Origin of the sequence: Paraburkholderia sp. Tr-20389 (assembly GCF_017104565.1) — a bacterium.
Lineage (GTDB): Bacteria > Pseudomonadota > Gammaproteobacteria > Burkholderiales > Burkholderiaceae > Paraburkholderia.
This window is the reverse complement of the sequence record NZ_JAAGPD010000046.1, coordinates 25,686-49,742: the sequence shown is the minus strand read 5'-3', so window position 1 is coordinate 49,742 and position 24,057 is coordinate 25,686. Positions and strand designations below refer to the sequence as shown.

Here is a 24,057-nt window from a genome sequence, read left to right as displayed (position 1 = left end):
TCAAGGGCCACACTCGCTAATGGTTCCCGCGCTGTACTCGAAGCGAACCCCATACGTTTCAGTGGATAGCGCGGGGAAGAATTCTGGCTTTTTGTCCAGCGCGGCTAGTACACCGAGCTTGCATGCTTCCCATCTAGCGTTTTCGGTGTGCGGTCTGACTTTCCATCCTCGATCTTCAAGTGCCGCCTGATACTTGCCAAACAATTGGTTGGTCCATGAGTCGGCACTGATGCTGCGTGTTAAGGACGCTACGCTTCCGCGGTCCAAGTCCTTTCGGTAAACGACGTTCCCGCCCATCCCGAGCATGTAGTCCATGTCGGACTTCATCACAACAAACTTACGCGAGACATCGGTTGGATTTTTGAGCAACACGTTATGAAAGAAGAGATGCACAAAGACGAGAACAAGTGCCACACCAAACCAGAGTTTTAGATTTCTCACGTGTTACGCTCCAGTCAATACCCGGGCATTTTGCCGATGCGACCGCCGTAGCCTGTGCCGCCATATCCGCTAAAATTGGGTGCCTTGGTTATCCCACCGGTGCCTACGCCTACTTCAAAAGCAGTATCACCGCCGATTCCGTGATTCACTCCGCCGCAGACGCCGAACGCGCATACACCACCGCCAGCGGATGCGCCTGCCAAGAAATCGTCGGTGTTGCCTCCTCGATTTCCCATAGGTAATCCTGCATTGGAGGCCACCATCCCGCCGACAATTGACGCACCCGGCGCGACAGGCACAGAACCAGAGCCCGATAAATAGACATTCCCGTTGTGAAGATTGACTGTGATCGCACCGCCGACCCCTAGACCGCCGCCTTGTATTGTCAAATAATCAACAGACCCTGGGCGTTGAGCCTCCATCGCGGCCTGCATTGCCCTGTTGTCTCCCTGCGCATCACTCGCGCTGTAGTGGAACAGACTGTTTCCGGTGGTTTGTTGCACCATGCCACCATAGTTAGACGCCGAGAAGGACGTTCCGCTGTAGTTCTTCAGTTGACTCTGTTCGACGGTGTAGGCCGCGCCTTCTGTCTGAAGCGCCGAATATTTTGTGTAATCGGCGGTGCCTGGTGCATACTCGGCTGCGCACTGAACGAGAGCGCAAGCAGCCGCTTCTAGACGATGTTCTTTGGCCGCATCGCCTTCCGCCAAATTCTTGATGACTTGCTTTTCGTCATCATGCAACTGCCTGTTATAACGGTCCACGTCATATCCAGAGAACGCTCCCGCATTGCCGCCAACAGCGCCGCCCATGCCCGTCGCAATCGCGTCCGAAACGATGTTCCCGAGTGCCTTCGCCATGTCCGAATTGCCGGTCGAATCAGCGACCGAGCCGCTCAGTTCGTTCAGCTTGCCTGCTGCAATCGAAGCGATACCAGCTCCAGCTGCACCGCCGAGCGCATTGCCGCCCGCAAGCCCCGTCACGAGCGCCGCGCCTGCAGCCTGCATTTCTGCGCGCTTCGCACCACCTTCGGCCCACTCAGGATCACCTGTCGACCTGGCCTGTTTGTCCGCATAGTCCCCGATACGCCGCGATACCGCTTCACCCGCCGCACTCGCCGCCGCCATCATGTCCGCCTGCCTGTCCAGCAGGTTGTTCACATCCGGCAGTTTTGCCACCGTGCCGTTCGTGTTTGACGTATCACGGTTCAGGCTCGCCACATCCTGCGTCTGGTGCGCGTTGTCGGTGACGTCGATCGTGCCCGCACTGATGCCACTTCGCGAGAGCGCGCTGCTGCTGCCGCTGTCGTTCTGGCTCAGCATCGGCGCGCCACCGCCCGCGTTCACACCGGACGTATTGCCGTGCGTGGTGTAGTTCATCCCGCCATCGCCCGTGGTGGCGCCCGCGCTGAACCCGCCCGATTTCGCGCTGTAACTCGACTGGTTCTGAATGTCGGAGAAGGTGAGCGTACCCGTCGACAGGTTGTTCTTCGATGCGTCCGCGTCGCTTGCGATCGTCGCGCCTTTCAGGTCCGTATTGCCCTTGACGCTGATGTTGAACCCACCGTCACCCGAATGAATGCCGGCCTGTTCATTCACCCCCGCATAGCTGCCGTTGGCGTTGGCGTTCGTCCGGCTAAAGCTGCCGCTCGCGCCGCCCTGACTCACACTGAACCCACCACCCATGCTTTCCTGATGAGCACTGCTCGCCGTCGTGTCCTGCACGCTCGCGATGTTCAGGTTGCCGCCGACATCGGCATTCACCTGACGGCCGTTCACGTTCGCGCCGACGATGTTCGTATCGCCGCCCGAGATGATCGTCGCGGTATTCGCCGCCGTCACATGCGTGTTGTTCTGCATCGCGGCGTCGCTGTTCGCGTTGCCTTTCGCTTTCGACGCCGACGCATCGACACCCCAGCCCTGCGTGCCATACGACACGCCGACGCTGGCGCTACCCGACTGGTTCGTGCTGCGCGTTGAATCGGTATCTGTCGTGTTGACGAGATTGACCTGATTTTTTGCCGCCAGTATCACGTCGCTCGCGTTCACGTTCGAACCTGCAATCGTGACGTTGCCGCTCCCCGGCGTGCCGTTGCCCGTGGCGACGAACGCAGCCGTACCGCCCGGTGTGACGCTCGAACCCCGGTTGGTCGTGCTGTCTTCCGTGAATGTGCTCTTGCTGTGGCTGCTGCCGTAGCTCAATTCGATCTTCGCGTCCGGCGTTTTGCCACTGGCGAGCTGGCCCATTGCCTTGCCTGCCGCGCCGTAAGCGTCAACCGCGCCGCTTGCCGCTGCCATGCCGTGCAATGCGGCTGCACGGTCGTCCTGGCTATGGCTCGCGCCGCGCGCCTGGTCGATGGTGTTCGAAACAGCGTCGATAACAGGAGCCTTGATCGCGAGCGTAAAGCCGCTCTGTTTGACCTCGTGCGTCTCGTCGTGGTGCGCGGTATCCGTTGCCGCGTCGATGGTGACGTTCTGGCCCGTGCCCGTGACGTTTCCGGCGGCAACGAGGTTACTGCCCGTGACGTGCAGATCCTTTCCGGCGACGACGTTCAGGTTGCCATTCAGCGAGCCGACCGTGCTGCTGTTGTTCGTTACTGTGGCGTCATGCGCCGTGTCGGTCTGCGTCCTGCTGCCGACCGAGATGCCGATGCCGCCGCCCGTGCCAAAGCCCGACTCATGCTTCTGGTAGTAACTCGACGACGTTTGTGTGTCCTGCGACGTGCTGATGTTCACGTTGCCGCCTGCCGCGAGACTCACGTCGTTCGTACCGGCGACAGTCGAGCCTTTGACCGTCAGATCCTTGCCTGCGCTGACGTTGATGCTGTCGCCCGATACCGTGCTGCCGACGCTGACGTTGGCGCGCGAATCCTGCATCGTGTCGGTCGTCGAGGCATGAACGAAGCTGCCGCGCTTCGATTCCGTCTCGGTATGGCTGTCGTGTTCCTCGTGCGCTTCGTTGATCGTGACATTGCCGGTTGCGGCGATGCTGGCCGCACCCTTGTCGGCCGCCAGGGACGAACCCGTGAGCGCGACGTTGCCTTTGCTCGCATCGGTGCCAACGGCGGCAAGCGTCGCATTTCCGCCCGCCTTGAACGAGGTGCCGACTGCCTGCTCGTCATAGCTGTGGCTTTGCGTGCTGCGCGTCTTGTCGTCAAGATGTACGTCATCGCGGCTTGCGGTGTTCGTCACCGTCGTGGCCGTCAGGTTGCCGCCCGAAGCAACCGCCAGGTCGCCACCAGCGGAAACTGCCGCGCCCCTGAACGTCATGTCGTTGCCGCTCTGCATCGCGAGACTGCCGCCCGCGCTGATGCCGCTCGTCTGGTTGAGCGTCGTATCGGCGTGCATGTGGCTATTGGCGTTCGTCATCACCGACTGCGACGTGTGCGACTCGACCGTATCGACGTTGATGTCGTGGCCCGCTGCAATCTGCGCATTGCCGCCCGCCGCGATGCTTGCGCCATGCACGTTCAGGTCGCGACCGGCCCCGATTACCATGTCGCCCGTCGATGCAATCGTGCCCTGTGCGCCGACCAGCGTCTGACTGACCTTGCTGTTGCCGACCGCTGAACTGACGCCGACAGCATCGACCAGCGTCGTATTGACGATGTCGTGGCCGGCGATCACTGCAACACGGTTGCCGGTGATGCGGCCCGATGCGTTGACGACATCGTTCGTCGCCGAGACCACGGTCGTACCGTTGTCCGTGCTGCTGCCAATCGAGCCGCCGCGATTGACGATATTCGTCGCGCTGATGACGGTCTGCGAACCGCCCTTGATGACGCCGGAGTTGTTCGCGCTGCCCGTCGCGTGAATCTCGACATCGTCGGCCGCGATGAGCGCGCCCGTAGGTTGCAGGTCGTTCGCGTGCGTGTGAGCGAGATAGACAACGGGCGCAAGTACCGTCTGCGTGCTGCCGTCCGGCAGCGTGACCGTCTGGTTGACGAGCCACACGATATCGCTCGTGAGTGCATCCATCTGGGCGGCTGTCAGCGCCATGCCCGGCTCAAGGCTGAATTCCTTCGCGACGTTCACGCCGTTGTTCATCAGCGTACGGTATTCGTCCTCATTGGTCGTGTAGCCTTCCAGATAGACCCGGCCCGTCAGTTGCGTAATCTGGTTGCGGATCATCTGTTCTTCATACAGACCGTCGCCGAGACGCTTTTCGACCGTCGACGGGTTGTAGCCCAACTGCTTGAGCATGTAGTCGCTCGAAATGAAGCTGGCGTAGCTGGTCAGTCGTGGATCAGTGGCAATCAGGTAGGACGCGCCAGGCGCGGTGTTGAACGTGTACAGCCCGTTTTTCGGCAATGCAATGTTCAGCGCGCCCGTCGCGCCCGCGACCGACTGCGGCGCGTTGATGGTCTGCGTCTGCCCGGTCGCGAGATTGACGGTCTGCGAGCCGCCGCCCGTGACGCCGCCCACGGCGCCGTTCGCGCCGAGCGTTCCGCCCGTTGCGCCCGTGGCCGAGTTCGCCGCTGCGACGTTGGTGTTGTTGATGTCGGTCGCGTTGATCTGCACCGCGTTGTTCGCGATGATCGTGCCGCCCAGGCCGCCGATGGCAACCGGCGTCAGCATGACTGTCGGTTGCACCACCTGGCCCACGTCGCGCGTGATGTTCTCGTTCCACGCGTAGGTCGACACGATGTCCTGCTGCTGGTACTGATACAGCGTTTGTCCGGTGTTGTTGACGGCCGTTCCGCCGTAGCTACCGCTTGTCACATCGCCCGTTGCCTGGCTGCTGCCGATCTGGATCGAGCCGCCAGCACCGATTGCGCTGTAGCTGTTGTTCACGGTGCCGACGTTGGCAAGCGTCAGGTTGCCGCCCGCCATGAGTTGCGCCTGCTGTGCCTGCGCCGTTACCTGATCCTGCTGCGTCGTGGTCGTCGTGTCGCGCGCTGCCTCGATGCGCTGGTAGCCGTGATGCGCCTGGTTGTCGCCTGGATATTCCGTGCCCGGATCGTAGTTGACGTGCGGATCGTAAGCGTCCCAGTAGTTGACGGTAATCGTGCCGTCGGCATTGTTCGTGATGGAGTTGTAGTAGATCGTCGTCGGCTGGCCGTTGACGTTCACGACGAGCACACGGTCAACGGCGTTCGGGCCGCTTGCCGTCGACACGACATCGGCATTGCCGAAAGTGGCGTTCAGCGGGTTCTTGTACCCGTTGTCCCACATGGCCTGGGTGCAGTAACCCTTGTCGCCGTTGGTCGGCGTGCAGGCCATGTATTTGTCGCGCTTGGTCAGATGTTGCGTCGAGACATCGGTCGTCACCGTGTCGACCGTGGGAGCGGGGCGCGTGTTGGTCAGCGTCTGCGTGGCGACTTCGATGTTGCCCTGTGCGTCGATGCTTGACTGGTCGTTCGTCACCGAATTCGCGCGGTTCGCGAGCAGGCCGTTGCCGTCGCGCGTGCCGTCCGCTGCGATGTTGATGTCGCCGAGACTGAAAATGTTCGCGCCGCCCGTGTTCGAGATATCCGACCCGTACAGGTTCACCGCCGAAGCCGCGGCAATCGCCGCTGCCGCGCCCGCGTTCGCAATCGACCCGGCGTTCAGCGTTACCGTATTGCCGACGATGGTCGCGGTATTGGCGAGCGACGCGCTGTGCGTCGTCACGTTATTGCCCTCGATGCGTCCTTCGTTCGTGATCGCGTTCGCCGCGTTGACGGTCGTGTTGGCCGAATTGATATCCGCGCCCGCCTGGTTATCGACGTTCGCGGCGTTCACCGTCAGCGCATTGACCGCGCCGAGCGTGCCCTGGACTGTGAAGTTGCCTGTCGTCGTGAACGTCAGGTCGTGATTCGCCTGGATCTGGTTTGCGGTATCGAGCGTGTAGTCGCCGTTGACGTTGACCGTGCCGTCATTGCCCGCAACGATGCGGCCGTCACCCGTCAGTGCGTTCGTGGTAACGCTCAGGTTCTGATCGCTGCCGATTGCGCCGTTCTGGTTCGTCAGCGTGCCCGTGCTGATCGCGACGCTGCCGCCGCTGCCCGTGTCGTTGCCGACGCGTCCGGCGGTGTTATCGAGTGATGCGGTCTGTAACGTGACCGCGCCGTTACCGTGAATCGAGCCGCCGGCATTGATGAGAGCCGCGTTCGGGCCGTTCAGTGTCAGGTTGTTCGCGCCCGAGAGCGTCGCGTTCGTGTTGTCCGCGAGTTGTGCAATGGTCAGCGTCAGGTCGTGACCGGACAGCATCTGCGCGCCGTTTGTGTTCGACAGCGTCTGTGCGTTGACCGTGACATCGCCATTGCCGCCGATGGTGCCCGCGTCCGCAACGCCGCCTGTGTTCGTATTGGTGATCGTGGTGGCGCTGATCGCGGTCGCGCCACTGCCCGTGTTGGCGATGCGTCCGTTCGTGTTGTCGAGCGATGCACCCGAGACTGAAAGCGCAGAACCCGTGCCGTCCGATTCAATCTGACCGGCCGTGTTGTCGATTGCGCCGCTCGCCGTCACCCCCGCGCCCGTGCCCTGGATCAGGCCCGCGCGATTGCCGAGCGTGCTGCCGGACTGCACGGATATCGCGCCGCCCGCCGTGACGACGCCGTCCGAATTGTCGACACTGCCGCCCACGACCGACACATCGCCGTTGCCGCCAATCATGCCGCTGTTCGTGTTCGTGACCGCACCGTTCGCTGTGACGGTCGTCGCGCCCGTGCCGCCGTTCGCAATCGAACCCGCATCATTGGCGACCGAGTCGGCGGCGACCTTGAGCGTGTCATTCGCCTGAATCGTGCCGCTCGCGTTGTTCAGCGCGCCAGAATCCGCGACCGATACCGACTGCGCGCCGACGTAGCCACCCGCGCTGTTGTCGAGCGATGCGACCGTGAACGTGGCGCCTGTCTGCGCGGCAAACGTGCCGCCACGGTTCGACACCGCGCCTGCGTTCACGTCGAGCGCTCCGTTCGTCGCCATCGTGCCGCCGTTGTTCGAGAGCGTGCCCGTGCGGACCGAGAGCGTACCTGTGCCCGCGCTGGCAATGGTGCCGTTGTCGTTGACGATACCGGCAGGCGAGAGTGTCAGGTCGGTCGCGTTGGTCTGGAAGCTGCCGCTGGTGTTGTCGAGCGTTCCCGTCACATCGACGGTCGTTGCGCCCGTACCGGTTTGCGCGATGCTCCCCGAGCGGTTGACGAGGTTCGTCGCGTGCAGCGCGATCTGGTCGGCGCTGGCCGAGCCGTGACTGTTATCGAAAGTCGCGGCCGTCAGTGTCAGCGCGCGGCCCGCAGCAATCGTGTTGCTGCTCGTCAGCGTTGTGCCCGCCGACAGGGTCACATTGCCGTTGGCCGCGACCGTGCCGCTGTTGAACAACGTCTGCACCGCTGCCGCAATCAGGTTCTGAACCGTTGCAATGGATCCGGCGTTCGCGATCTGTCCGGCCTGTAGGGTCGCGTTGCCGTTGCCGCCGATGGTGCCGAGCGCGCCATTGTTCAGCAGGCCCGTCACGGTGACGCTCAGGCCGTCAGCGTTCAACGACGCGATATGTCCGCTGGTGTTATCGAGCGAACCGGCGTGCAGTGTCTGTCCGCCCGCCGCCTGCATCGTGCCGCCCTGGTTCTCGATGGCGCCCGCGACATTCGCCGTTAGCGCGCCGCCCGATACGATCTGTCCTTTGCGATTCGATAGCGCGCCCGCCGCGATGGTCTGTGCACCGCCCGATGACAGCGTGCCGTTGTCGCTGGTCAGCGTGCCGCTTGCGTTTGCGTTGAGCGTCGTCCCGGCCGTCGAGGTCGCGCCCGACAGGTTCATATCGCCGCTGTTTGCCGCAAGCGCAAGCGCGCCTTTGGCCGACGTGCTGCTGTTCGAGAGGTCGATCGACGCGCCGCTCAGTGTGACGTTACCGCCCGCCGCATTGCGGCCGGTCGCGGAGATCGCGCCGCCCGAACTCACCGACAGGTCGCCTGTGTTCGTAACCGTGCCGTCACCGTTCACACCCGCGCCGAGCGTGCCCGTCGATGCGACGCTGCCCGCGCTGATGCTGGTGTTCTGCTGCGCGGCGAGCGTACCGCTGTTGGAGAGTGCGCCCGATGTCGTCGCGCTGACGTTCTGCTGTGCGTAGGTGGTGCCGCTGTTGTCGATGCCGTCGTGTGCAGAAGCGTTGATGTTGCCGCTCGCGTTGGTCTGTCCGGCCAGCACCAACTTGCCCTCTGAGGTGAGCGTCAGGTCACCCGACTGTGTCGCGATAACACCCCGGTTAGAAACACCGACACCGTATTCGTTGGACGCAAGAAGGATTTTTCCCGAGTACATACCGCCCAGATTGCTCACGTCGATGGACACAGCAGGGGCGGTGCCGCTGCCCGCGATGGGCGTTGCATTGAGCGTGTCGTGGTCGACGCTGTTTGCGCCTGTGATGACGTTCAGGTTCTTGCCGGCGTAGATGGCCGCATTGACCTGAACAGCGCGCGCGATCAGGTCCACCTGGTCGATATTCGAGCCGTTGAAGCCCGCGCCCTGAATCGTGACGTTGCCGCCCGTCACACTGAAACCCGCGAGCGACCCGTCCGCCGCGAAGTTCGGCGAGCCTGAGGTCAAAATCGAGCGGGACGTATTGATGAAGCCGCCACCGTTGACACTGATGCCTGAGCCGTTGGCAATGACGACTTCAGCGCGTGGCCCGGCGACCTCGACATAGCCGTTGATCTGGCTCGCGCTGCTGGAGTTGACCTGATTGACGATGATCTTCGCGGCATCGTTCGGCCCGAAGTTCGGGTTGCCGTTGATATAACCCGCCTGCTGCGTGTTGACCAGGGTCGGCGAGTTATTCAGGATCGCGCCTTTCGGCGACACGTCGAACTGGTTGTAGGTATTCATCGACACGCCGGCGCTGGTCGCGGGCTTGTTGATGTTCACCTGCGGAATGCCGTTCTGCGTGCTGATGACACCTGGCGCGTGCGTGCCGCCCGGAACGATCTGCGCGAACGCCAGAAGCGGCGCGACGGCAAACGGCAGTGCCGCCAGGCGTTGCAGTGGTGAGTGGGTTGTCTTCCTCGATGCGCGTCCCGTTGCGCGTGTTTGGCCGGCCGATTTTCCGGAGGCCGTCGCGCTTTCCTCGACCGCGATCAGCATGCCTCTCAGTTTGCTGAATACCAGCCGATGGCTTTTTTTATTCATTATTATTCGGTATGCGAATTATGTCGAATCGGTAAACTTATCGGACTCACGAAGGCGGAAGTGTCAAGGTTTGCAAAGACTGGCGCGCGCGCAACACGTCGAGCGAAATAGGTCTTGTCTGATTGCCGCGAAGAAAAACTGGAAACCGGCGGACGAAAAAAAGCCCGCTCGGAGGCGGGCTGTAAAGAAAGCTGCTCGGCTGGCTGGTAGAGCAGCCTTAATCTGCATGCGCATACGGGTACGCGCCCGCAGTCTACGCCTTACCCGCTTCATGCAACCCGTACAACAGCTAATGTTGGGTCGATCGCTGCGACAGATCCGTGACGCAGATCGGCATACGGATGGTCAGCATGATTTTGTGGGTACCGCCTTCGGTCTTGACGAGTTGGCTGAATTCGGTCCACGCCTCTTCAAAGGCAGCCGTCGCACCCGGTCCGGCATTGCACCGCGCAAGGTGGTCGAGCCATGTTTGCTTCGATGAGCCATCGGGAGCCTTAGCGTCCCCACAGACATCGCGCGCGAACCGGCCGCGTGAACCGTCTCGCCCGGTCTGCTGTTCTAGCCATGTGCGGAATGAAATAGCCATTTGCCTTTCCAGAAAATGTGTCAATAAAAACGATATTTTCTGGAATGGGCGTTTCATCACAATCAGTCTCGTCTGATTCATGACGGCACGGCTCGAATCGCGCGTGACGCAGCTTTGTCGTGGCCGCTAGAACAACTGCGCCTGCCCCGATGCCAGTGTCGAAAAATCATCCTTCAACAAAGGCAAGATCGCGTCGGCAACGGGCTGTAGCTGACGGGTCAGATAATGCTCGTAATCGATTTCCGAGCGCAGCGTTTCCAGCGGTTCGGGTCCGCCGCTCGTCATCAGGTAGCTGATCCAACCACCGTTCTGGTATTGCAACGGCCGGCCGCGCCGGCGGTTGAATTCGTCGGCGGTGCGCGCCGCGCGCACGTGCGGCGGCACGTTGCGCTCGTAGTCGGAGAGCGGCCGGCGCAGCCGCTTGCGGTACACGAGCAGATCGTCGAACTCGCCCGCAAGCGTGCGCCGCACATAATCCCGCACGTAATCGCGATACGGCTGCTGCTTGAAAATGCGCAGATACAACTCCTGCTGGAAGCGTTGCGCGAGCGGCGTCCAGTCGGTGCGCACCGTCTCCAGCCCTTTGTAGACGACCTCTTCGCTGCCGTCCGCCATCACGGTCAAGCCCGCGTAGCGCTTCTTGCTGCCTTCTTCCGCGCCGCGCACCGTCGGCATGAAAAAGCGCTTGTAGTGGCGCTCGAATTGCAGCTCCAGCGCGCTCTCCAGGCCGAAGCGTTCGCGCAGATGCTCGCGCCACCACGCATTGATTCCGCCGACCAGTTCCCGTCCGATGCGCGCCGCGTCCTGCTCGCCATGCGCGTGTTTGAGCCACACGAAGGTCGAATCCGTGTCGCCGTAAATCACCGTGTAGCCGCTCGCCTCGATCAGCTCGCGCGTGCGATGCATGATCTCGTGACCGCGCATCGTGATCGACGACGCGAGCCGCGGATCGAAGAAGCGGCAGCCCGTCGATCCGAGCACGCCATAAAACGCGTTCATGATGATCTTCAGCGCCTGTGACAGCGGCTTGTTCTGCTCGCGCTTCGCGGCTTCGCGTCCTTCCCACACCTGCGCGACGATCGACGGCAAGCAGTGCTGCGTGCGCGAAAAACGCGCGCCGAGAAAGCCGGGTACGGAATGCTCGTCGTCAGGATGACGGACGCCGTCGATCAGGCCCACGGGATCGATCAGGAAACTGCGGATGATCGACGGATACAGGCTCTTGTAGTCCAGCACGAGCACGGAGTCGTACAGTCCGGGCTTCGAGTCCATCACGAAGCCGCCGGGGCTCGCCGCGCCCGCGACGTCGCCGAGATTCGGCGCCACGAAGCCGAGCCGGTGCATGCGCGGCATGTACAGATGCGTGAACGCGGCCACCGAGCCGCCGCTGCGATCGGCGGGCAGGCCCGTCACGGTCGCGCGTTCGAGCAGGAACGACAGAAGGTCCGTCTTCTCGAAGACGCGCGTGACCAGCTCGCAGTCTTTCAGGTTGTAGCGTGCGAGCGCGGGCTTGTCCTCATCGAAGCGGCGCTGGATTTCGTCCATCCGCTGATACGGGTTGTCGATCGATTTGCCTTCGCCCAGCACCGACTGCGCCACGTACTCAAGGCTGAACGACGGGAAGCTCCACGTAGCGGAGCGCAGCGCCTCGATGCCGTCGATGATCAGCCGCCCGGCCGCGCCGGCGAAGAAGTGATTCTGCTTCAGGCCGTGCTCGCGCCATTCCATCACCGCGCCGCCGCGCCCGATGCGCAGCGGCACGCCATGCTTCTGCGCCGTTTCATGCAGCACCTTCAGGTCGAACTGCACGACATTCCAGCCGATGATCGCGTCGGGATCGTGCCGTTCGAGCCATTCGATCAGCCGCTCGATCAACTGCCCACGGGTCTCGCAGTATTCGAGCGCGAAATCGAGGTCTGACGCGTCGCCATTCTCCGGCCCGAGCATATAAACCTGGCGCTGCCCGCAGCCTTCGAGCGCAATCGAGTACAGCTCCGCGTGCGCGCTGGTTTCGATATCGAGCGACACGAGCTTGAGCGTCGGCCGGTAGCCCGTCGCGGGCTTCATGTCGGCATTGAGCAGCGGACCGCCGGCGGGATTCGCCTCGCCGCCGAACAGCACGGGCGCCGTGATGAAGCGCTCCATCATGTAGCGATCGGGCGGGAAAACGTCGGCTTCGTACACGTCGACGCCGCCTTGCTTCAGCCGCTTTTCGAGCCCGGTCAGCTGGCGATATTGGGGGCAATACATCCCCAGCACCGGCCGATGCTGGAAATCGATCAGGTCGAGCGGGCGCAGTTCGACGCCGCGGGTGTTTTTCTCCTGGCGCAGCACGTCCTCCGCACGCGGGCGCTGCGCGGCGGGGACGAACGCGACGTTCGGCTGCGGGCGCAGGCGGATGTGGCGCGGACCGTCGTCGGTCGCGAGCCAGAAATCGACCTCCGTTCCGGCGGCCGTATCGCGCCAATGGCGGGTCAGAAGAAACCCTTGTTGAAGCTCATTCAAGCGGAAAACCCTTGCTGAAAACCCATGACGACAAATTTTTTTCGATCATTCTACCCGCCCGGCCGTGGTGCGCGCCGACTGTTTTTTCCTTTCCAATCAATCGCTTGTGCCAGGAAGGGGTGCCGCGATAGGAAAACTAAATTGGGTAAATCGGAACAATCAAATTTAGCAAATTCTGCATATCCTTCATACTTCACCTCATTGCAGTACCAACCCAACTCACTTAACCGAAGAGGACGCATCAGATGCCGATCATCAACAGCCAGGTCAAACCGTTCAAGGCAACCGCATTCCACAACGGCGATTTCGTGACCGTCACCGACGAAACCTTCAAGGGCAAGTGGTCCGTCGTCGTGTTCTACCCGGCCGACTTCACGTTCGTGTGCCCGACGGAACTGGGCGATCTGGCCGACCGTTACGACGAGTTCAAGAAGCTCGGCGTGGAAATCTACAGCGTGTCGACGGATACGCACTTCACGCACAAGGCTTGGCACGACACGTCGGACACGATCCAGAAGATCAAGTACCCGATGGTTGCCGACCCGACGCTGGCGATCTCGCGCAACTTCGACGTTCTGATCGAAGAAGAAGGCCTGGCGCTGCGCGGCACGTTCGTGATCAACCCGGAAGGCGAGATCAAGCTGTGCGAAATCCACGACAACGGCATCGGCCGTGACGCTGGCGAGCTGCTGCGCAAGGTGCAGGCTGCGCAATACGTCGCGGCGCATCCGGGTGAAGTCTGCCCCGCCAAGTGGACGCCGGGCGCTGAAACGCTGAGCCCGTCGCTCGACCTGATCGGCAAGATCTAAGTTTCACGGCTCGCTAGAAGCCACACGCGCTTACCCGCCGTACTGCTGTCTCCCAAGCGGCGCCGCCACGAGCGGCGCCGCGTGAGACAGTCCGCAAGGTCTCGCCTTGCGAACTGTCTTACTGCCCGCGTTCGACGCAGCGCGCGGCACGCATCGATACCTCATCCCATCTCGCCACGGACCCGAAAAATCATGCTCGACGCGAATCTGAAGACCCAACTCAAAGCCTACCTCGAGAAAGTCAGTCGTCCTATCGAGATCGTCGCTTCGCTCGACGACAGCGCGAAGTCGCAAGAGCTGCTGGCGCTGTTGAACGACATCGCGTCGCTGTCGGAGCGTGTGAATGTGATCGAACGCCGTGGCGACGACGAACGCAAGCCGTCGTTTTCGATCGGCGAGCCGGGCAAGGCCTCGGGCATCCGCTTCGCGGGCATTCCGATGGGGCATGAGTTCACGTCGCTGGTTCTCGCGCTGCTGCAGACGGGCGGTCACCCGATCAAGCTCGACGACGCCGTGATCCAGCAGATCCGCGAACTCGACGGCGACTTTGCGTTCGAGACGTACTTCTCGCTGTCGTGCCAGAACTGCCCGGAAGTGGTGCAGGCGCTCAATATCATGGCGCTGATCAACCCGCGCATCCGCCACACGGCGATCGACGGCGCGCTGTTTCAGAACGAAGTCGAGGCGCGCCAGATCATGGCCGTGCCGACGATGTTCCTGAACGGCGAAGTGTTCGGCCAGGGCCGCAGCGGCGTGAAGGAAATCCTCGCGAAGCTCGATACCAATGCCGGCGCGCGTGCCGCGAAGGAGCTGGAGAAGAAGCCGGTGTTCGATATGCTGATCGTCGGCGGCGGCCCCGCTGGCGCCGCGGCTGCGATCTATGCGGCACGCAAGGGCATTGCGACGGGCGTCGTCGCAGAACGCTTCGGCGGCCAGGTGCTCGATACGCTGGCGATCGAAAACTTCGTCTCCGTGCAGGAAACGGAAGGGCCGAAGTTCGCCACGGCACTCGAGCAGCACGTGAAGAGCTACGAAGTCGACGTGATGGACGTGCAGCGCGCCGAAGCGCTGATTCCCGGCAAGATCAACGAAGTGCGCCTCGCGAGCGGCGCAGTGCTGAAGGCGAAGACGATCGTGCTGGCAACGGGTGCGCGCTGGCGCGAGATCAACGTGCCGGGCGAGCGCGAGTACCGCAATCACGGTGTCGCGTACTGCCCGCACTGCGACGGCCCGCTCTTCAAGGGCAAGCGCGTCGCTGTCGTCGGCGGCGGCAACTCGGGCGTCGAGGCGGCAATCGATCTGGCGGGTGTCGTGAATCACGTCACGCTGATCGAATTCGGCGCCGCGCTGCGCGCCGACGAAGTGCTGCAGCGCAAGCTGCGCAGCCTGCCGAACGTTGTCGTCATCACGCAGGCGCAGACGACGGAAATCACGGGCGACGGCAAGAAGGTCAACGGCCTGACGTACACGGACCGCGTGTCGGGTGAGTCGAAGCATGTCGAACTCGAAGGCGTGTTCGTGCAGATCGGTCTCGTGCCGAACACCGAATGGCTGAAGGGCACGATCGAGCTCTCGAAGCACGGCGAGATCGTCGTCGACGCGAAGGGCGCGACGTCGGTGCCGGGCGTGTTCGCGGCGGGCGACGTGACGACGGTGCCGTTCAAGCAGATCGTGATCGCCGTGGGCGAGGGCGCGAAGGCATCGCTGGCCGCGTTCGATCACCTGATCCGTTCGAGCGTCGAAGACGCGGAGGACGCGCAAGCGGCGGAGATGGCCGAGGCCTGATCTTCCGGGCGATCCTCGCTGCAAAAAAAACGGGCTAGCTTCTGCTAGCCCGTTTTTCGTTGATGCTGCGTGCTTATTCGGCTTCGACGTGGGCGTGCGCGGCTTTCGACTTCACGGTGTGGTGATGATTGTGACTGTGGCCGTGGTGATGATGGTGAGCCGGCTTCTGCTCGACTTTTTCGACAGGCGCATCCATGTCGTTCTGGACGACCGGCTGGGCCTGGACGTCACGCGCATGCTGTTCGATCTTCGAGGCGACGTCGCGATCGTGCGTCATCACGATGCCGTTGTTGTCGGCTTGCGCCGATGCTGCGCCCGCGAACGCCAGCAGCGAAACGAGCAGGGCGATAGAGGTTTTTTTCATGGTTGCTTTCATTCCGGTTGATAGGTGAATTCAATGCGCGCCGTGCCGGACGAAGAGGCCGGACGTGCGTACCCGATTTTCCATTGGATAGCGCGCAAGATGCGTCAAACTCTGTCAAGGAAGAGCGGGTGTGTGGCGATTCCATCGCTTGACCAATCTTTACAGCGATGAGTACCTCACTGTGCTACCGTTTTTTGGATATAGATTCGGAATGCGAATTGAATGATTCGTAAAAACCGATCAAGAAACGTAGCATCTTTATGGAGGAGGACGCCGTTGAATAATCTGGCAAGACTGACCCTGGTCGGCATCTCGCTGACCAGCCTGACGCTGATGGGTTGCGACAGGAAAGAGCAACCATCGCAGCACGCAGCGCAAAGTGAAGGCGGTGCAGCCGAAGAAGTGGTGAAGATCGGACACGTCGGGCCGCTGACGGGCGGCAGCAGCCATTTGGGCAAGGACAATGAGAACGGTGCGCGCCTTGCCGTCGAAGACATCAACCGCACGGGGCTGGTGATCGGCGGGCACAAGGTGCGGCTCGAACTGGACGGCGAGGACGACGCGGCCGATCCGAAGACGGGCACGCAGATTGCGCAGAAGTTCGTCGACGAGCATGTGGTTGCCGTGATCGGCCACCTGAACTCGGGCGTGTCGATTCCCGCGTCGCGTATCTATAACGACGCGAACATCGCGGAAATTTCACCCTCTTCCACCAATCCCGACTATACGAAGCAAGGCTACAAGAGCGCGTACCGCGTCGTCGCGACAGATGCGCAGCAGGGGCCCGCACTCGGGGGCTATGCGCTCCGGTCGTTGGGCGCGAAGTCGATTGCCGTCGTCGACGATGCGACGGCCTACGGCAAGGGGCTCGCCGACGAGTTCGCGAAGGCAGCGCAAGCCGGCGGCGCGCGCATCGTCGCGCGCGAGGCAACGACCGACAAGGCCACCGATTTCCGCGCCATTCTCACCACCATCAAGAGTGCGCATCCCGACGTGATCATGTTCGGCGGCATGGATTCGACGGTCGGGCCATTCATCCGTCAAGCAGCCGCGCTTGGCTTGAACGCGAAGGTTCTGAGCGGCGATGGCGCGTGCACCGAGAAAGTGGCCGAGCTTGCGGGCGACTCCGTGAACAATCTCGTGTGTTCCGAGGCGAGTCTCGCTGTTTCCCGCATGCCGAAGGGCGCTGAGTTCCAGAAGCGTTTCGAGGCTCGCTTCAATGGTCCGATTCTGTTCAATGCGCCGTTCGCCTACGACGCGGTTCACGTGATTGCCGACGCGATGAGGCGGGCCGACAGCACGGACGCCGCGAAGGTGCTCGCCGCGTTGCCCGATACCGATTACAAGGGTGTAATCGGACATATCGCGTTCGACGCACATGGTGACATGAAGGAAGGCGCGATCACGCTGTATCACTATCAGGACAAGAAGAAGACGCTGCTCGATGTCGTGAAGTACGGCAACGCTTCCACCTGATCCGAGCTTTGCACGGCCTCTATCTGGAAGAGGCCGCGCTCTTGCTTGCCGTTCTTCCTGTGATGTCATCCGTATCTTTTCCCACTCGCGACGGATTGACGCCGCCGAACATCAGCTGTTCGGCTGACCAGCGATAGAAGACATCAGGATGGCGCACCGCTTTCTTCTTGCGGCGAGGCTTGCGTGGAGGCGGCGCGGTCTTCACTTGCGCTTTGGGAGCGTGGAGCGGCCGCGCGTTCGGTTGGTAATCTGCTCGCGGTGTGGCGGTGTGCGTTTCGTCGCTCGAACGCGCGGCGAAAGCGCCGGAGGTGCCAAGCGTGATCACGCACGCAGCAATCACGACGCGGATCAAGATTCCGACCCGTTGGACGTCGCGCGCGTCGCCACCTTCTCGACGCGTTGAATCTGCACTCGTGTCGATGGCGCTCGAGTCAAGCCCAGTTCGTCAGCCGCTGCAAGAGACAGATCGATGATGCGTCCGCTGACGAATGGCCCGCGATCGTTGATGCGCACCACGACCGATCTCGCCGTAGCGAGCGAAGTCACGCGCACGTACGTGCCGAGCGGCAGCGTGCGATGTGCTGCTGTCAACGATCGGTTGTCGAACCGTTCACCACTTGCAGTACGACGCCCTTGGAATTTGCGCGCATACCACGATGCGTTGCCGGTTTGAATCGTGCCGCTTTGGGGCTGAGCCGCGATAGCTTCAGATTGCGGACTCGCGTTTCCCGACGCGCCGTCAACGGCGATGAGCATCGTTGGTGTCGCTACTGCGTCGATCGCATTCGACGCCTGATGTTCCGGCGGAATTTGCGTGCAGCCAGCCAATATTCCGAATATTCCGAGTAATCCAACAATACGCAGACTCGACACGATAGAACCCCAATCGGCAAGAGAAGTGGGTTCCAACGGTCTCAATATTTTTGGGTTGACGACCTTTCGCAGTGGTACCGGCTTTCTGACAAATCTTTACGTGTCCGCGACAATCGGACCGGCGCAACGCAAGCGCCCGAATGACGCTGAGGCGCTTGCGTGATTGCGACGGACCTTACTTGCCCATTACCGCTTCGAGCGATTCGCCCATCACGACGATCTCCGTGCGGCGATTGCGCGCGCGACCTTCGGGCGTGTCGTTATCCGCGACGGGGCGATCGAACGCGTAGCCCTTGATCGTCATACGCGACGCGCTGATGCCGCGCCGCTCGAGCTCGTCTTCAACCGACTTCGCGCGCGCTTCGGACAGGTGCTGGTTGTATTCGCGCGTGCCGACGTTGTCCGTATGGCCTTCAATGATCATCGGCTTCTGCGTGCGGCTCAGCACGACGACTACGCGCGAGAGTGCAGTGGCGGCATCGGGGCGCAGGCTCGACTCGTTGAAGTTGAACAGGACTTTTTCGGGCAGGCGAACCTGCACGCCTTCCTTGGTCTGCGAGACTTCGATGCCGGCTTGCTGGTTCAGCGCTTCTTCGTTGCTGCGATTCAGGCCGGAGCACGCGGCGAGCATCGACAGGGAGACGGCGAAGGCTGCGGCGGTGAACAGTTTTTTCATGGTCGTGATGTCGTTGTTGGAAAAGTGGAGAATCCGCTTCACCCCACGATTCTTGCTGAACCAGGTTGAAATTTGATCAGGCATGCAAAATTTTTCAAATTTTGACGAGAAGGTGTCGCGAGGATGCGCCGGAGTGCAAACAAGCGTGAAAGTTGCGGCAAATCGCGCACGAAGGTCAACGGTTCGGAACGGCTGGCGTTACTCGCAGGCAGCGTCGCCGCGATTCGTGAAACCCGGAATGCGGGCGACGTTGCGCAGTCTCTTTCCAATCCCATCAAAGAAGGATCCGAATCATGAGCATTTTTGGAACCATCGTCAGCAAGATCTTCGGCAAGGCGAAGCCGGCGGAGACGCTGCCCGCCGAGCCCGTGGCACCCACTCCCGCCGACGCATCGGCAGACGCGCCCGTTGCGCCTGTCTCGACCGCGCTCGCGGACGTCGATGTCGCGGCCGTGATGGACCAGCTGGCGGCGTCGAATCCGCAGCAACTCGACTGGCGCCGCTCGATCGTCGATCTGATGAAGCTGCTCGACGTGGACAGCAGCCTCGAGCATCGCAAGCAGCTGGCAGGCGAGTTGAAGTACGGCGGCGACACGAACGATTCCGCGTCGATGAACCTCTGGCTGCACAAGCAGCTGATGACGGCGCTCGCGGCAAACGGCGGCAAGCTGCCTTCCGACCTCACGAGCTAAGGAGCGGCGATGGGCATTCTCGACACACTGGGCGAGATCGCCGGCGCAGCAGCCGCCGTCGAAGCGCTGGACAAGGCGGACCCGAACGCGTCGCTGTTGACGAAGGGCGTCGCGGCCGTCGCGGGTTTCAAGGGCGCGGGCGCGCTGGAAGAACTCGTTGGCCGCAAGACGGAAGACGACGCACCCGATAACGCGGAGTCCGGACAGGCGTGATAGTCCCGGCCGCCTGGACGTCGACGATGTTCGGGCGGCCCATCAGATCAGATCGCTGTCGCGTGCGATTCACATCGACAGCAGGCCGGAAGAATTCTGTCAGACCGCTCGGCCTGAAATGACAGGGCGCTTCCGGCATTCCGACATCGTGTGACAACGCGTCGCACGCCTTCCGGCTGCCCTTCTGTCGGCATTCTTGATTGAAGTCAGGATTTCAAACGCTGCGCGTCCCTAGAATCGCCTGGCACATAGGACCTTGTGCTTTTTGCCTTGCAAACCCCACACGTGTTCAGCGTGGTTCATCGATCATTGGGCAAACATGTTAGCCAGAAAAACCTTAAGAGGTTGCCTCGTACCCGTCAGCGTCGGTCTGACGGCGTGTCTTGCGGGATGTCAACTTGAAGTGCTCGACCCGAAAGGCAGTGTCGGCGTCGCCGAAAAATCGCTGATCGCGACGGCAACGTGGACGATGCTGATCGTCGTCATCCCCGTCATTCTGTTGACGCTGCTCTTCGCGTGGCGGTATCGCGCGTCGAACAAAAGCGCGGTCTATGCGCCGAAGTGGGCGCACTCCACAGCGATCGAAGTGGTCGTATGGACGATCCCCGCGCTGATCATCCTGTTCCTCGGCATTCTCACGTGGCGAACCACGCACGAACTCGATCCGTACAAGCCGCTCGAATCGAACGTGAAGCCTATCGACGTCGAAGTCGTCGCACTCGACTGGAAGTGGCTCTTCATCTATCCCGATCTCGGCATTGCGTCGGTGAACCAGCTGGCGATGCCCGTCGGCACGCCCGTCAATTTCCACATCACGTCCGACTCGGTGATGAATTCGTTCTTCATCCCGCAGCTGGGCACGCAGGTCTACGCGATGGCGGGCATGCAGACGCGCGTCCACCTGGTCGCCGATGAAGCCGGCGACTACGCGGGTGTGTCGGCGAATTTCAGCGGCAAGGGTTTCTCGGACATGAAGTTCCGCACGCTCGCCGTGAGCCAGGCCGATTTCAACAGCTGGGTGCAGAAGGTCAAGGCGTCGTCGGACCGGCTGGATATGGACGGGTACTACGCGGTCGCGAAGCCGAGCGAGAAGAACCCGGTGCGCTATTTCTCGTCGGTGGATCCGAAGCTGTTCCACAACGTGATTGCGAAATACAACAGTGGGCATGTCGTCGATTTCCGTGACGCCAATTGCGCCACGAACGCTTCGAAGGAGTAACGCATGTTCGGCAATCTGACTTTAGAGGCGATTCCGTTCGATCAGCCGATCATCATGGGTGCGGGCGCGCTCATGGGGCTGATCGTGCTGGCCGTCGCCGTGTTTCTCACGCGCGCGCACAAGTGGCGCTGGCTGTGGACCGAATGGCTCACGAGCGTCGATCACAAGCGAATCGGGGTGATGTATATCGTCGTCGCCGTGCTGATGCTGCTGCGCGGTTTCGCCGACGCCGTGATGATGCGCCTGCAACTTGCGCTCGCGAGCGGTGGCGCGACGGGTTACCTGCCGCCGCATCACTATGACCAGATCTTCACCGCGCACGGCGTCATCATGATCTTCTTCATGGCGATGGCGCTGATGGTGGGTCTGTTCAATATCGTCGTGCCGCTGCAGATCGGCGCACGCGACGTCGCGTTCCCGTTCCTGAACTCGCTGTCGTTCTGGATGACGGCGATCAGCGCGATCCTGATGAACGTTTCGCTGGTGATCGGCGAGTTCGCGCAGGTCGGCTGGCTTGCGTATCCGCCGCTGTCCGAGTTGCAGTTCAGTCCGGGCGTGGGCGTCGATTACTACATCTGGGCGCTGGAACTGTCCGGCGTCGGCACGCTGATCACGGCGATCAACTTCTTCGTCACGATCGTCAAGATGCGCGCACCCGGTATGTCGCTGATGAAGATGCCCGTGTTCACGTGGACGGCGCTGTGCTCGAACGTGCTGATCATGGCCACGTTCCCGATCCTGACGATCGCGCTGGCGCTGCTGGGCCTCGACCGCTATGCCGACATGCACTTCTTCACGAACGAAGCCGGCGGCAACGCGATGCTGTATCTGAACCTGATCTGGGCCTGGGGCCACCCCGAGGTCTACATCCTGGTTCTGCCCGCGTTCGGCATCTACTCGGAAGTAATCTCGACGTTCGCGAAGAAGCCGCTGTTCGGCTACAAGACGATGGTGTACGCATCGTGCGTGATCATGGTGCTCGCGTTCCTCGTGTGGGCACACCACTTCTTCACGATGGGCTCGGGCGCGGACGTCAACGCGTTCTTCGGCATCGCGACCATGATCATCGCCATTCCGACGGGCGTGAAGATCTTCAACTGGCTGTTCACGATTTATCGCGGCCGACTCGAAATCACGGCGCCTGTGTTGTGGACGATCGGCTTCATGGTCACGTTCACGATCGGCGGTATGACGGGCGTGATGCTGGCGATTCCGGGCGCGGACTTCGTGCTGCATAACTCGCTGTTCCTGGTCGCGCACTTCCACAACACGATCATCGGCGGCGTGGTGTTCGGCTATCTGGCGGGCGTCAGCTACTGGTTCCCGAAGGTGTTCGGTTTCAAGCTGAACGACAGGCTCGGCAAGACTGCGTTCTGGTTCTGGTTCGTCGGCTTTTTCGTGGCGTTCACGCCGCTCTACGTGCTCGGCTTCATGGGCGCGACGCGCCGTCTGAATCACTACGACAATCCCGCATGGCAGCCGCTCATGATCATCGCGGCCTGCGGCGCCGGACTGATCGCCATCGGCGTGGTGTGCCAGGTGGCCCAGTTCGCGGTCAGCATCATCAACCGCAACAAGCCGGAGTATCGCGATGTCACGGGCGATCCTTGGGGCGGACGCACGCTCGAATGGTCGATCTCGTCGCCGCCGCCCGTCTATAACTTCGCGACGATTCCCGTCGTCGAAGAACTGGATGCCTTCGCGCATATGAAGGAAACGGGCAAGGGTCTCGGCGTTCAGGCTGTCTATCAGGACATCCACATGCCGTCGAACACGTCCGCCGGCTTCTTTATCGGCGTGTTCAGTCTCGCGTTCGGTTTCGCCGCCGTATGGCACATCTGGTGGCTCGCGATCGTGTCGATGGTGGCGATTGCTGCCACCGTGATCGGCCGCAGCTTTGGCCGCGATGACGGCTATTACATTCCGTCCGACGTGGTGCGGACGATCGAAAACAAAGGCCGCACGCCGCTTCCGCAACGCGCGGATATGGCTCCGGCGCTCGCGGAGGTCGAGTGATGCTGCAAAAAGTCCACGCCGCAACCCTGAACGAGGTCGACGGCCACGGTCATCATGGCGAATCGCAGTCGGTGTTCGGCTTCTGGCTGTATCTGATGACCGACTGCGTGTTGTTCGCATCGCTGTTCGCGGTGTTTGCCGTGATGGCGCATCAGTTCAACGCCGGTCCGACGGGCAAGGATCTGTTCGACATCCCCGGCGTCGCCGTCGAAACGGCAGCGCTGCTGTTGAGCAGCATCACGTACGGTTTCGCGATGGTCGCGGCACGTCGTCAGAGTCCGCGCGCCGTGCTCGGCTGGCTGGCTGTCACGTTCGTGCTCGGCGCCTTGTTTCTCAAGCTGGAATTGAGCGAGTTTTCGCATCTGATCGCGGAAGGCGCGGGTCCGTCGCGTAGCGCGTTCCTGTCGTCGTTCTTCGTGCTGGTCGGCACGCATGGTCTGCACGTAGCCACGGGCCTGATCTGGATGGCCGTGCTCGCCGTGCAGGTGGCGCGCGCGCCGCAACTGACGCAGCGCGAAATCACGCGTCTGACGTGCCTGAGCCTCTTCTGGCACTTCCTCGATGTCGTGTGGATTTGCGTGTTCACTTTTGTCTATCTCGGGAGCATGTACTGATGGCTCACTCGAATTCCCATGCGCTCGACGCCGAAGCAGGGCACGGCGGTATCGGCGGCTATGTGGTCGGCTTCGTGCTGGCCGTGGTGTTGACGGCTGCGGCGTTCGGCATCGTGATACAGGGCTGGCTGCCGGCCGCGTCCGCTCCGATGGTGCTGGCGGCGCTCGCCGTCGTGCAGATCGTCGTGCATCTGGTGTTCTTCCTGCACATGAGCGTATCGACGTCGGGCCAACGTTGGAACACGCTCGCGCTCGCTTATACGGTGCTGGCTGCGATGTTCCTGGTGTTCGGTACGGTGTGGGTCATGCACAACGTCAGTATGAACATGATGTCGCGCTGAGCTGATTGCACACGCATACAGGCGTCGCGCGTTAGAGCGCGACGCCTGTTGAGTGAAAGCCGAAGGACAAATATGTCTTTCGGCTTTTTTGTTGGCGTATCGGTTGTTTATCCGCGTGCGGCTTGCGCGCAAACCCGGAACGAAAAAAAGGCGGCAAGCATAAAAATGCTTGCCGCCTTTTTGTACTGCTTGTTCGTTGGTAGGCTCGATTGGACTCGAACCAACGACCCCCACCATGTCAAGGTGGTGCTCTAACCAGCTGAGCTACGAGCCTAGCGAAGGCGCGAATTATAGAGACACCCTTTCGATCGCGCAAGTGCTTCGCGTGATTTTGTTGTCGGCG

17 protein-coding genes and 1 tRNA gene are annotated in these 24,057 nt (G+C 61.7%); 9 read left to right on the top strand and 9 right to left on the bottom strand.

Annotation, left to right across the window (positions count from 1 at the left end):
* From G3N95_RS32440 to G3N95_RS32425, 4 genes are all read right to left on the bottom strand, one after another.
* Positions 1-441 (bottom strand): hypothetical protein, encoded by a 441-nt coding sequence (locus G3N95_RS32440; protein ID WP_205974182.1) that lies wholly within the window; start codon positions 439-441, stop codon positions 1-3.
* Positions 442-455: 14 nt separating this feature from the next.
* The gene (locus G3N95_RS32435) at positions 456-9,545 is read right to left on the bottom strand and encodes a hemagglutinin repeat-containing protein (protein ID WP_241019073.1); all 9,090 of its coding nucleotides are present in this window, start codon (positions 9,543-9,545) and stop codon (positions 456-458) included.
* Between the two features lie 289 nt (positions 9,546-9,834).
* A complete protein-coding gene (locus G3N95_RS32430) occupies positions 9,835-10,212 on the bottom strand; it encodes a hypothetical protein (protein ID WP_205974181.1) in 378 nt (125 codons plus the stop codon).
* Between the two features lie 45 nt (positions 10,213-10,257).
* Positions 10,258-12,636, bottom strand: coding sequence for a DNA polymerase II (locus G3N95_RS32425; protein WP_205974180.1), 2,379 nt, complete (start codon positions 12,634-12,636; stop codon positions 10,258-10,260).
* A 245-nt stretch (positions 12,637-12,881) separates the two neighbouring features.
* Between G3N95_RS32425 and ahpC the strand changes: the two genes are divergently transcribed.
* Complete coding sequence (ahpC, locus tag G3N95_RS32420) at positions 12,882-13,445, top strand: alkyl hydroperoxide reductase subunit C (RefSeq protein WP_205974179.1); 564 nt, start codon at positions 12,882-12,884, stop codon at positions 13,443-13,445.
* 192 nt (positions 13,446-13,637) lie between these two features.
* Positions 13,638-15,230 (top strand): alkyl hydroperoxide reductase subunit F, encoded by a 1,593-nt coding sequence (gene ahpF, locus G3N95_RS32415; protein WP_205974178.1) that lies wholly within the window; start codon positions 13,638-13,640, stop codon positions 15,228-15,230.
* Positions 15,231-15,303: 73 nt separating this feature from the next.
* Here ahpF and G3N95_RS32410 read toward each other — a convergent pair whose 3' ends face one another.
* Positions 15,304-15,594, bottom strand: coding sequence for a hypothetical protein (locus G3N95_RS32410; RefSeq protein ID WP_205974177.1), 291 nt, complete (start codon positions 15,592-15,594; stop codon positions 15,304-15,306).
* A gap of 276 nt (positions 15,595-15,870) precedes the next feature.
* Between G3N95_RS32410 and G3N95_RS32405 the strand changes: the two genes are divergently transcribed.
* Positions 15,871-17,070 carry a branched-chain amino acid ABC transporter substrate-binding protein gene (locus G3N95_RS32405; protein WP_205974176.1) on the top strand — a complete coding sequence of 400 codons (1,200 nt, stop codon included), beginning with the start codon at positions 15,871-15,873 and terminating at the stop codon, positions 17,068-17,070.
* Between the two features lie 19 nt (positions 17,071-17,089).
* Here the strand turns inward: G3N95_RS32405 and G3N95_RS32400 are convergent, their stop codons facing one another.
* The 3 genes from G3N95_RS32400 to G3N95_RS32390 form a co-directional block, all read right to left on the bottom strand.
* Positions 17,090-17,422 (bottom strand): hypothetical protein, encoded by a 333-nt coding sequence (locus G3N95_RS32400; protein WP_205974175.1) that lies wholly within the window; start codon positions 17,420-17,422, stop codon positions 17,090-17,092.
* The gene (locus G3N95_RS32395; RefSeq protein WP_241019072.1) at positions 17,419-17,979 is read right to left on the bottom strand and encodes a septal ring lytic transglycosylase RlpA family protein; all 561 of its coding nucleotides are present in this window, start codon (positions 17,977-17,979) and stop codon (positions 17,419-17,421) included. The genes G3N95_RS32400 and G3N95_RS32395 overlap by 4 nt, the downstream gene beginning before the upstream one ends.
* Positions 17,980-18,118: 139 nt before the next feature.
* On the bottom strand, positions 18,119-18,619 hold the full coding sequence (locus G3N95_RS32390) for an OmpA family protein (RefSeq protein WP_205974174.1): 501 nt from the start codon (positions 18,617-18,619) through the stop codon (positions 18,119-18,121).
* Positions 18,620-18,912: 293 nt separating this feature from the next.
* Between G3N95_RS32390 and G3N95_RS32385 the strand changes: the two genes are divergently transcribed.
* From G3N95_RS32385 to cyoD, 6 genes are all read left to right on the top strand, one after another.
* Positions 18,913-19,311 carry a DUF3597 domain-containing protein gene (locus G3N95_RS32385; protein WP_205974173.1) on the top strand — a complete coding sequence of 133 codons (399 nt, stop codon included), beginning with the start codon at positions 18,913-18,915 and terminating at the stop codon, positions 19,309-19,311.
* Between the two features lie 9 nt (positions 19,312-19,320).
* Positions 19,321-19,524, top strand: coding sequence for a hypothetical protein (locus tag G3N95_RS32380; protein WP_205974172.1), 204 nt, complete (start codon positions 19,321-19,323; stop codon positions 19,522-19,524).
* 319 nt (positions 19,525-19,843) lie between these two features.
* Positions 19,844-20,743 (top strand): ubiquinol oxidase subunit II, encoded by a 900-nt coding sequence (gene cyoA / locus G3N95_RS32375; RefSeq protein ID WP_205974171.1) that lies wholly within the window; start codon positions 19,844-19,846, stop codon positions 20,741-20,743.
* Positions 20,744-20,746: 3 nt separating this feature from the next.
* Positions 20,747-22,759, top strand: coding sequence for a cytochrome o ubiquinol oxidase subunit I (gene cyoB / locus G3N95_RS32370; protein ID WP_205974170.1), 2,013 nt, complete (start codon positions 20,747-20,749; stop codon positions 22,757-22,759).
* On the top strand, positions 22,759-23,373 hold the full coding sequence (gene cyoC, locus G3N95_RS32365) for a cytochrome o ubiquinol oxidase subunit III (protein WP_205974169.1): 615 nt from the start codon (positions 22,759-22,761) through the stop codon (positions 23,371-23,373). The genes cyoB and cyoC overlap by 1 nt, the downstream gene beginning before the upstream one ends.
* Positions 23,373-23,714 (top strand): cytochrome o ubiquinol oxidase subunit IV, encoded by a 342-nt coding sequence (cyoD, locus tag G3N95_RS32360; protein ID WP_205974168.1) that lies wholly within the window; start codon positions 23,373-23,375, stop codon positions 23,712-23,714. The genes cyoC and cyoD overlap by 1 nt, the downstream gene beginning before the upstream one ends.
* A gap of 197 nt (positions 23,715-23,911) precedes the next feature.
* On the opposite strand, the gene G3N95_RS32355 is transcribed toward cyoD, so the two are convergent.
* Positions 23,912-23,988: transfer RNA gene (locus tag G3N95_RS32355), tRNA-Val, on the bottom strand.
* Positions 23,989-24,057: the final 69 nt, after the last annotated feature.

Excerpts from the sequence above, each read along its gene's own strand:
- G3N95_RS32435 (WP_241019073.1), bottom strand. The coding sequence starts at position 9,545 with ATGAATAAAAAAAGCCATCGGCTGGTATTCAGCAAACTGAGAGGCATG.
- G3N95_RS32430 (WP_205974181.1), bottom strand. The coding sequence starts at position 10,212 with ATGAATCAGACGAGACTGATTGTGATGAAACGCCCATTCCAGAAAATA.
- ahpC (WP_205974179.1), top strand. The coding sequence starts at position 12,882 with ATGCCGATCATCAACAGCCAGGTCAAACCGTTCAAGGCAACCGCATTC.
- ahpF (WP_205974178.1), top strand. The coding sequence starts at position 13,638 with ATGCTCGACGCGAATCTGAAGACCCAACTCAAAGCCTACCTCGAGAAA.
- G3N95_RS32410 (WP_205974177.1), bottom strand. The coding sequence starts at position 15,594 with ATGAAAAAAACCTCTATCGCCCTGCTCGTTTCGCTGCTGGCGTTCGCG.
- G3N95_RS32390 (WP_205974174.1), bottom strand. The coding sequence starts at position 18,619 with ATGAAAAAACTGTTCACCGCCGCAGCCTTCGCCGTCTCCCTGTCGATG.
- G3N95_RS32385 (WP_205974173.1), top strand. The coding sequence starts at position 18,913 with ATGAGCATTTTTGGAACCATCGTCAGCAAGATCTTCGGCAAGGCGAAG.
- G3N95_RS32380 (WP_205974172.1), top strand. The coding sequence starts at position 19,321 with ATGGGCATTCTCGACACACTGGGCGAGATCGCCGGCGCAGCAGCCGCC.
- cyoA (WP_205974171.1), top strand. The coding sequence starts at position 19,844 with ATGTTAGCCAGAAAAACCTTAAGAGGTTGCCTCGTACCCGTCAGCGTC.
- cyoB (WP_205974170.1), top strand. The coding sequence starts at position 20,747 with ATGTTCGGCAATCTGACTTTAGAGGCGATTCCGTTCGATCAGCCGATC.
- cyoC (WP_205974169.1), top strand. The coding sequence starts at position 22,759 with ATGCTGCAAAAAGTCCACGCCGCAACCCTGAACGAGGTCGACGGCCAC.
- cyoD (WP_205974168.1), top strand. The coding sequence starts at position 23,373 with ATGGCTCACTCGAATTCCCATGCGCTCGACGCCGAAGCAGGGCACGGC.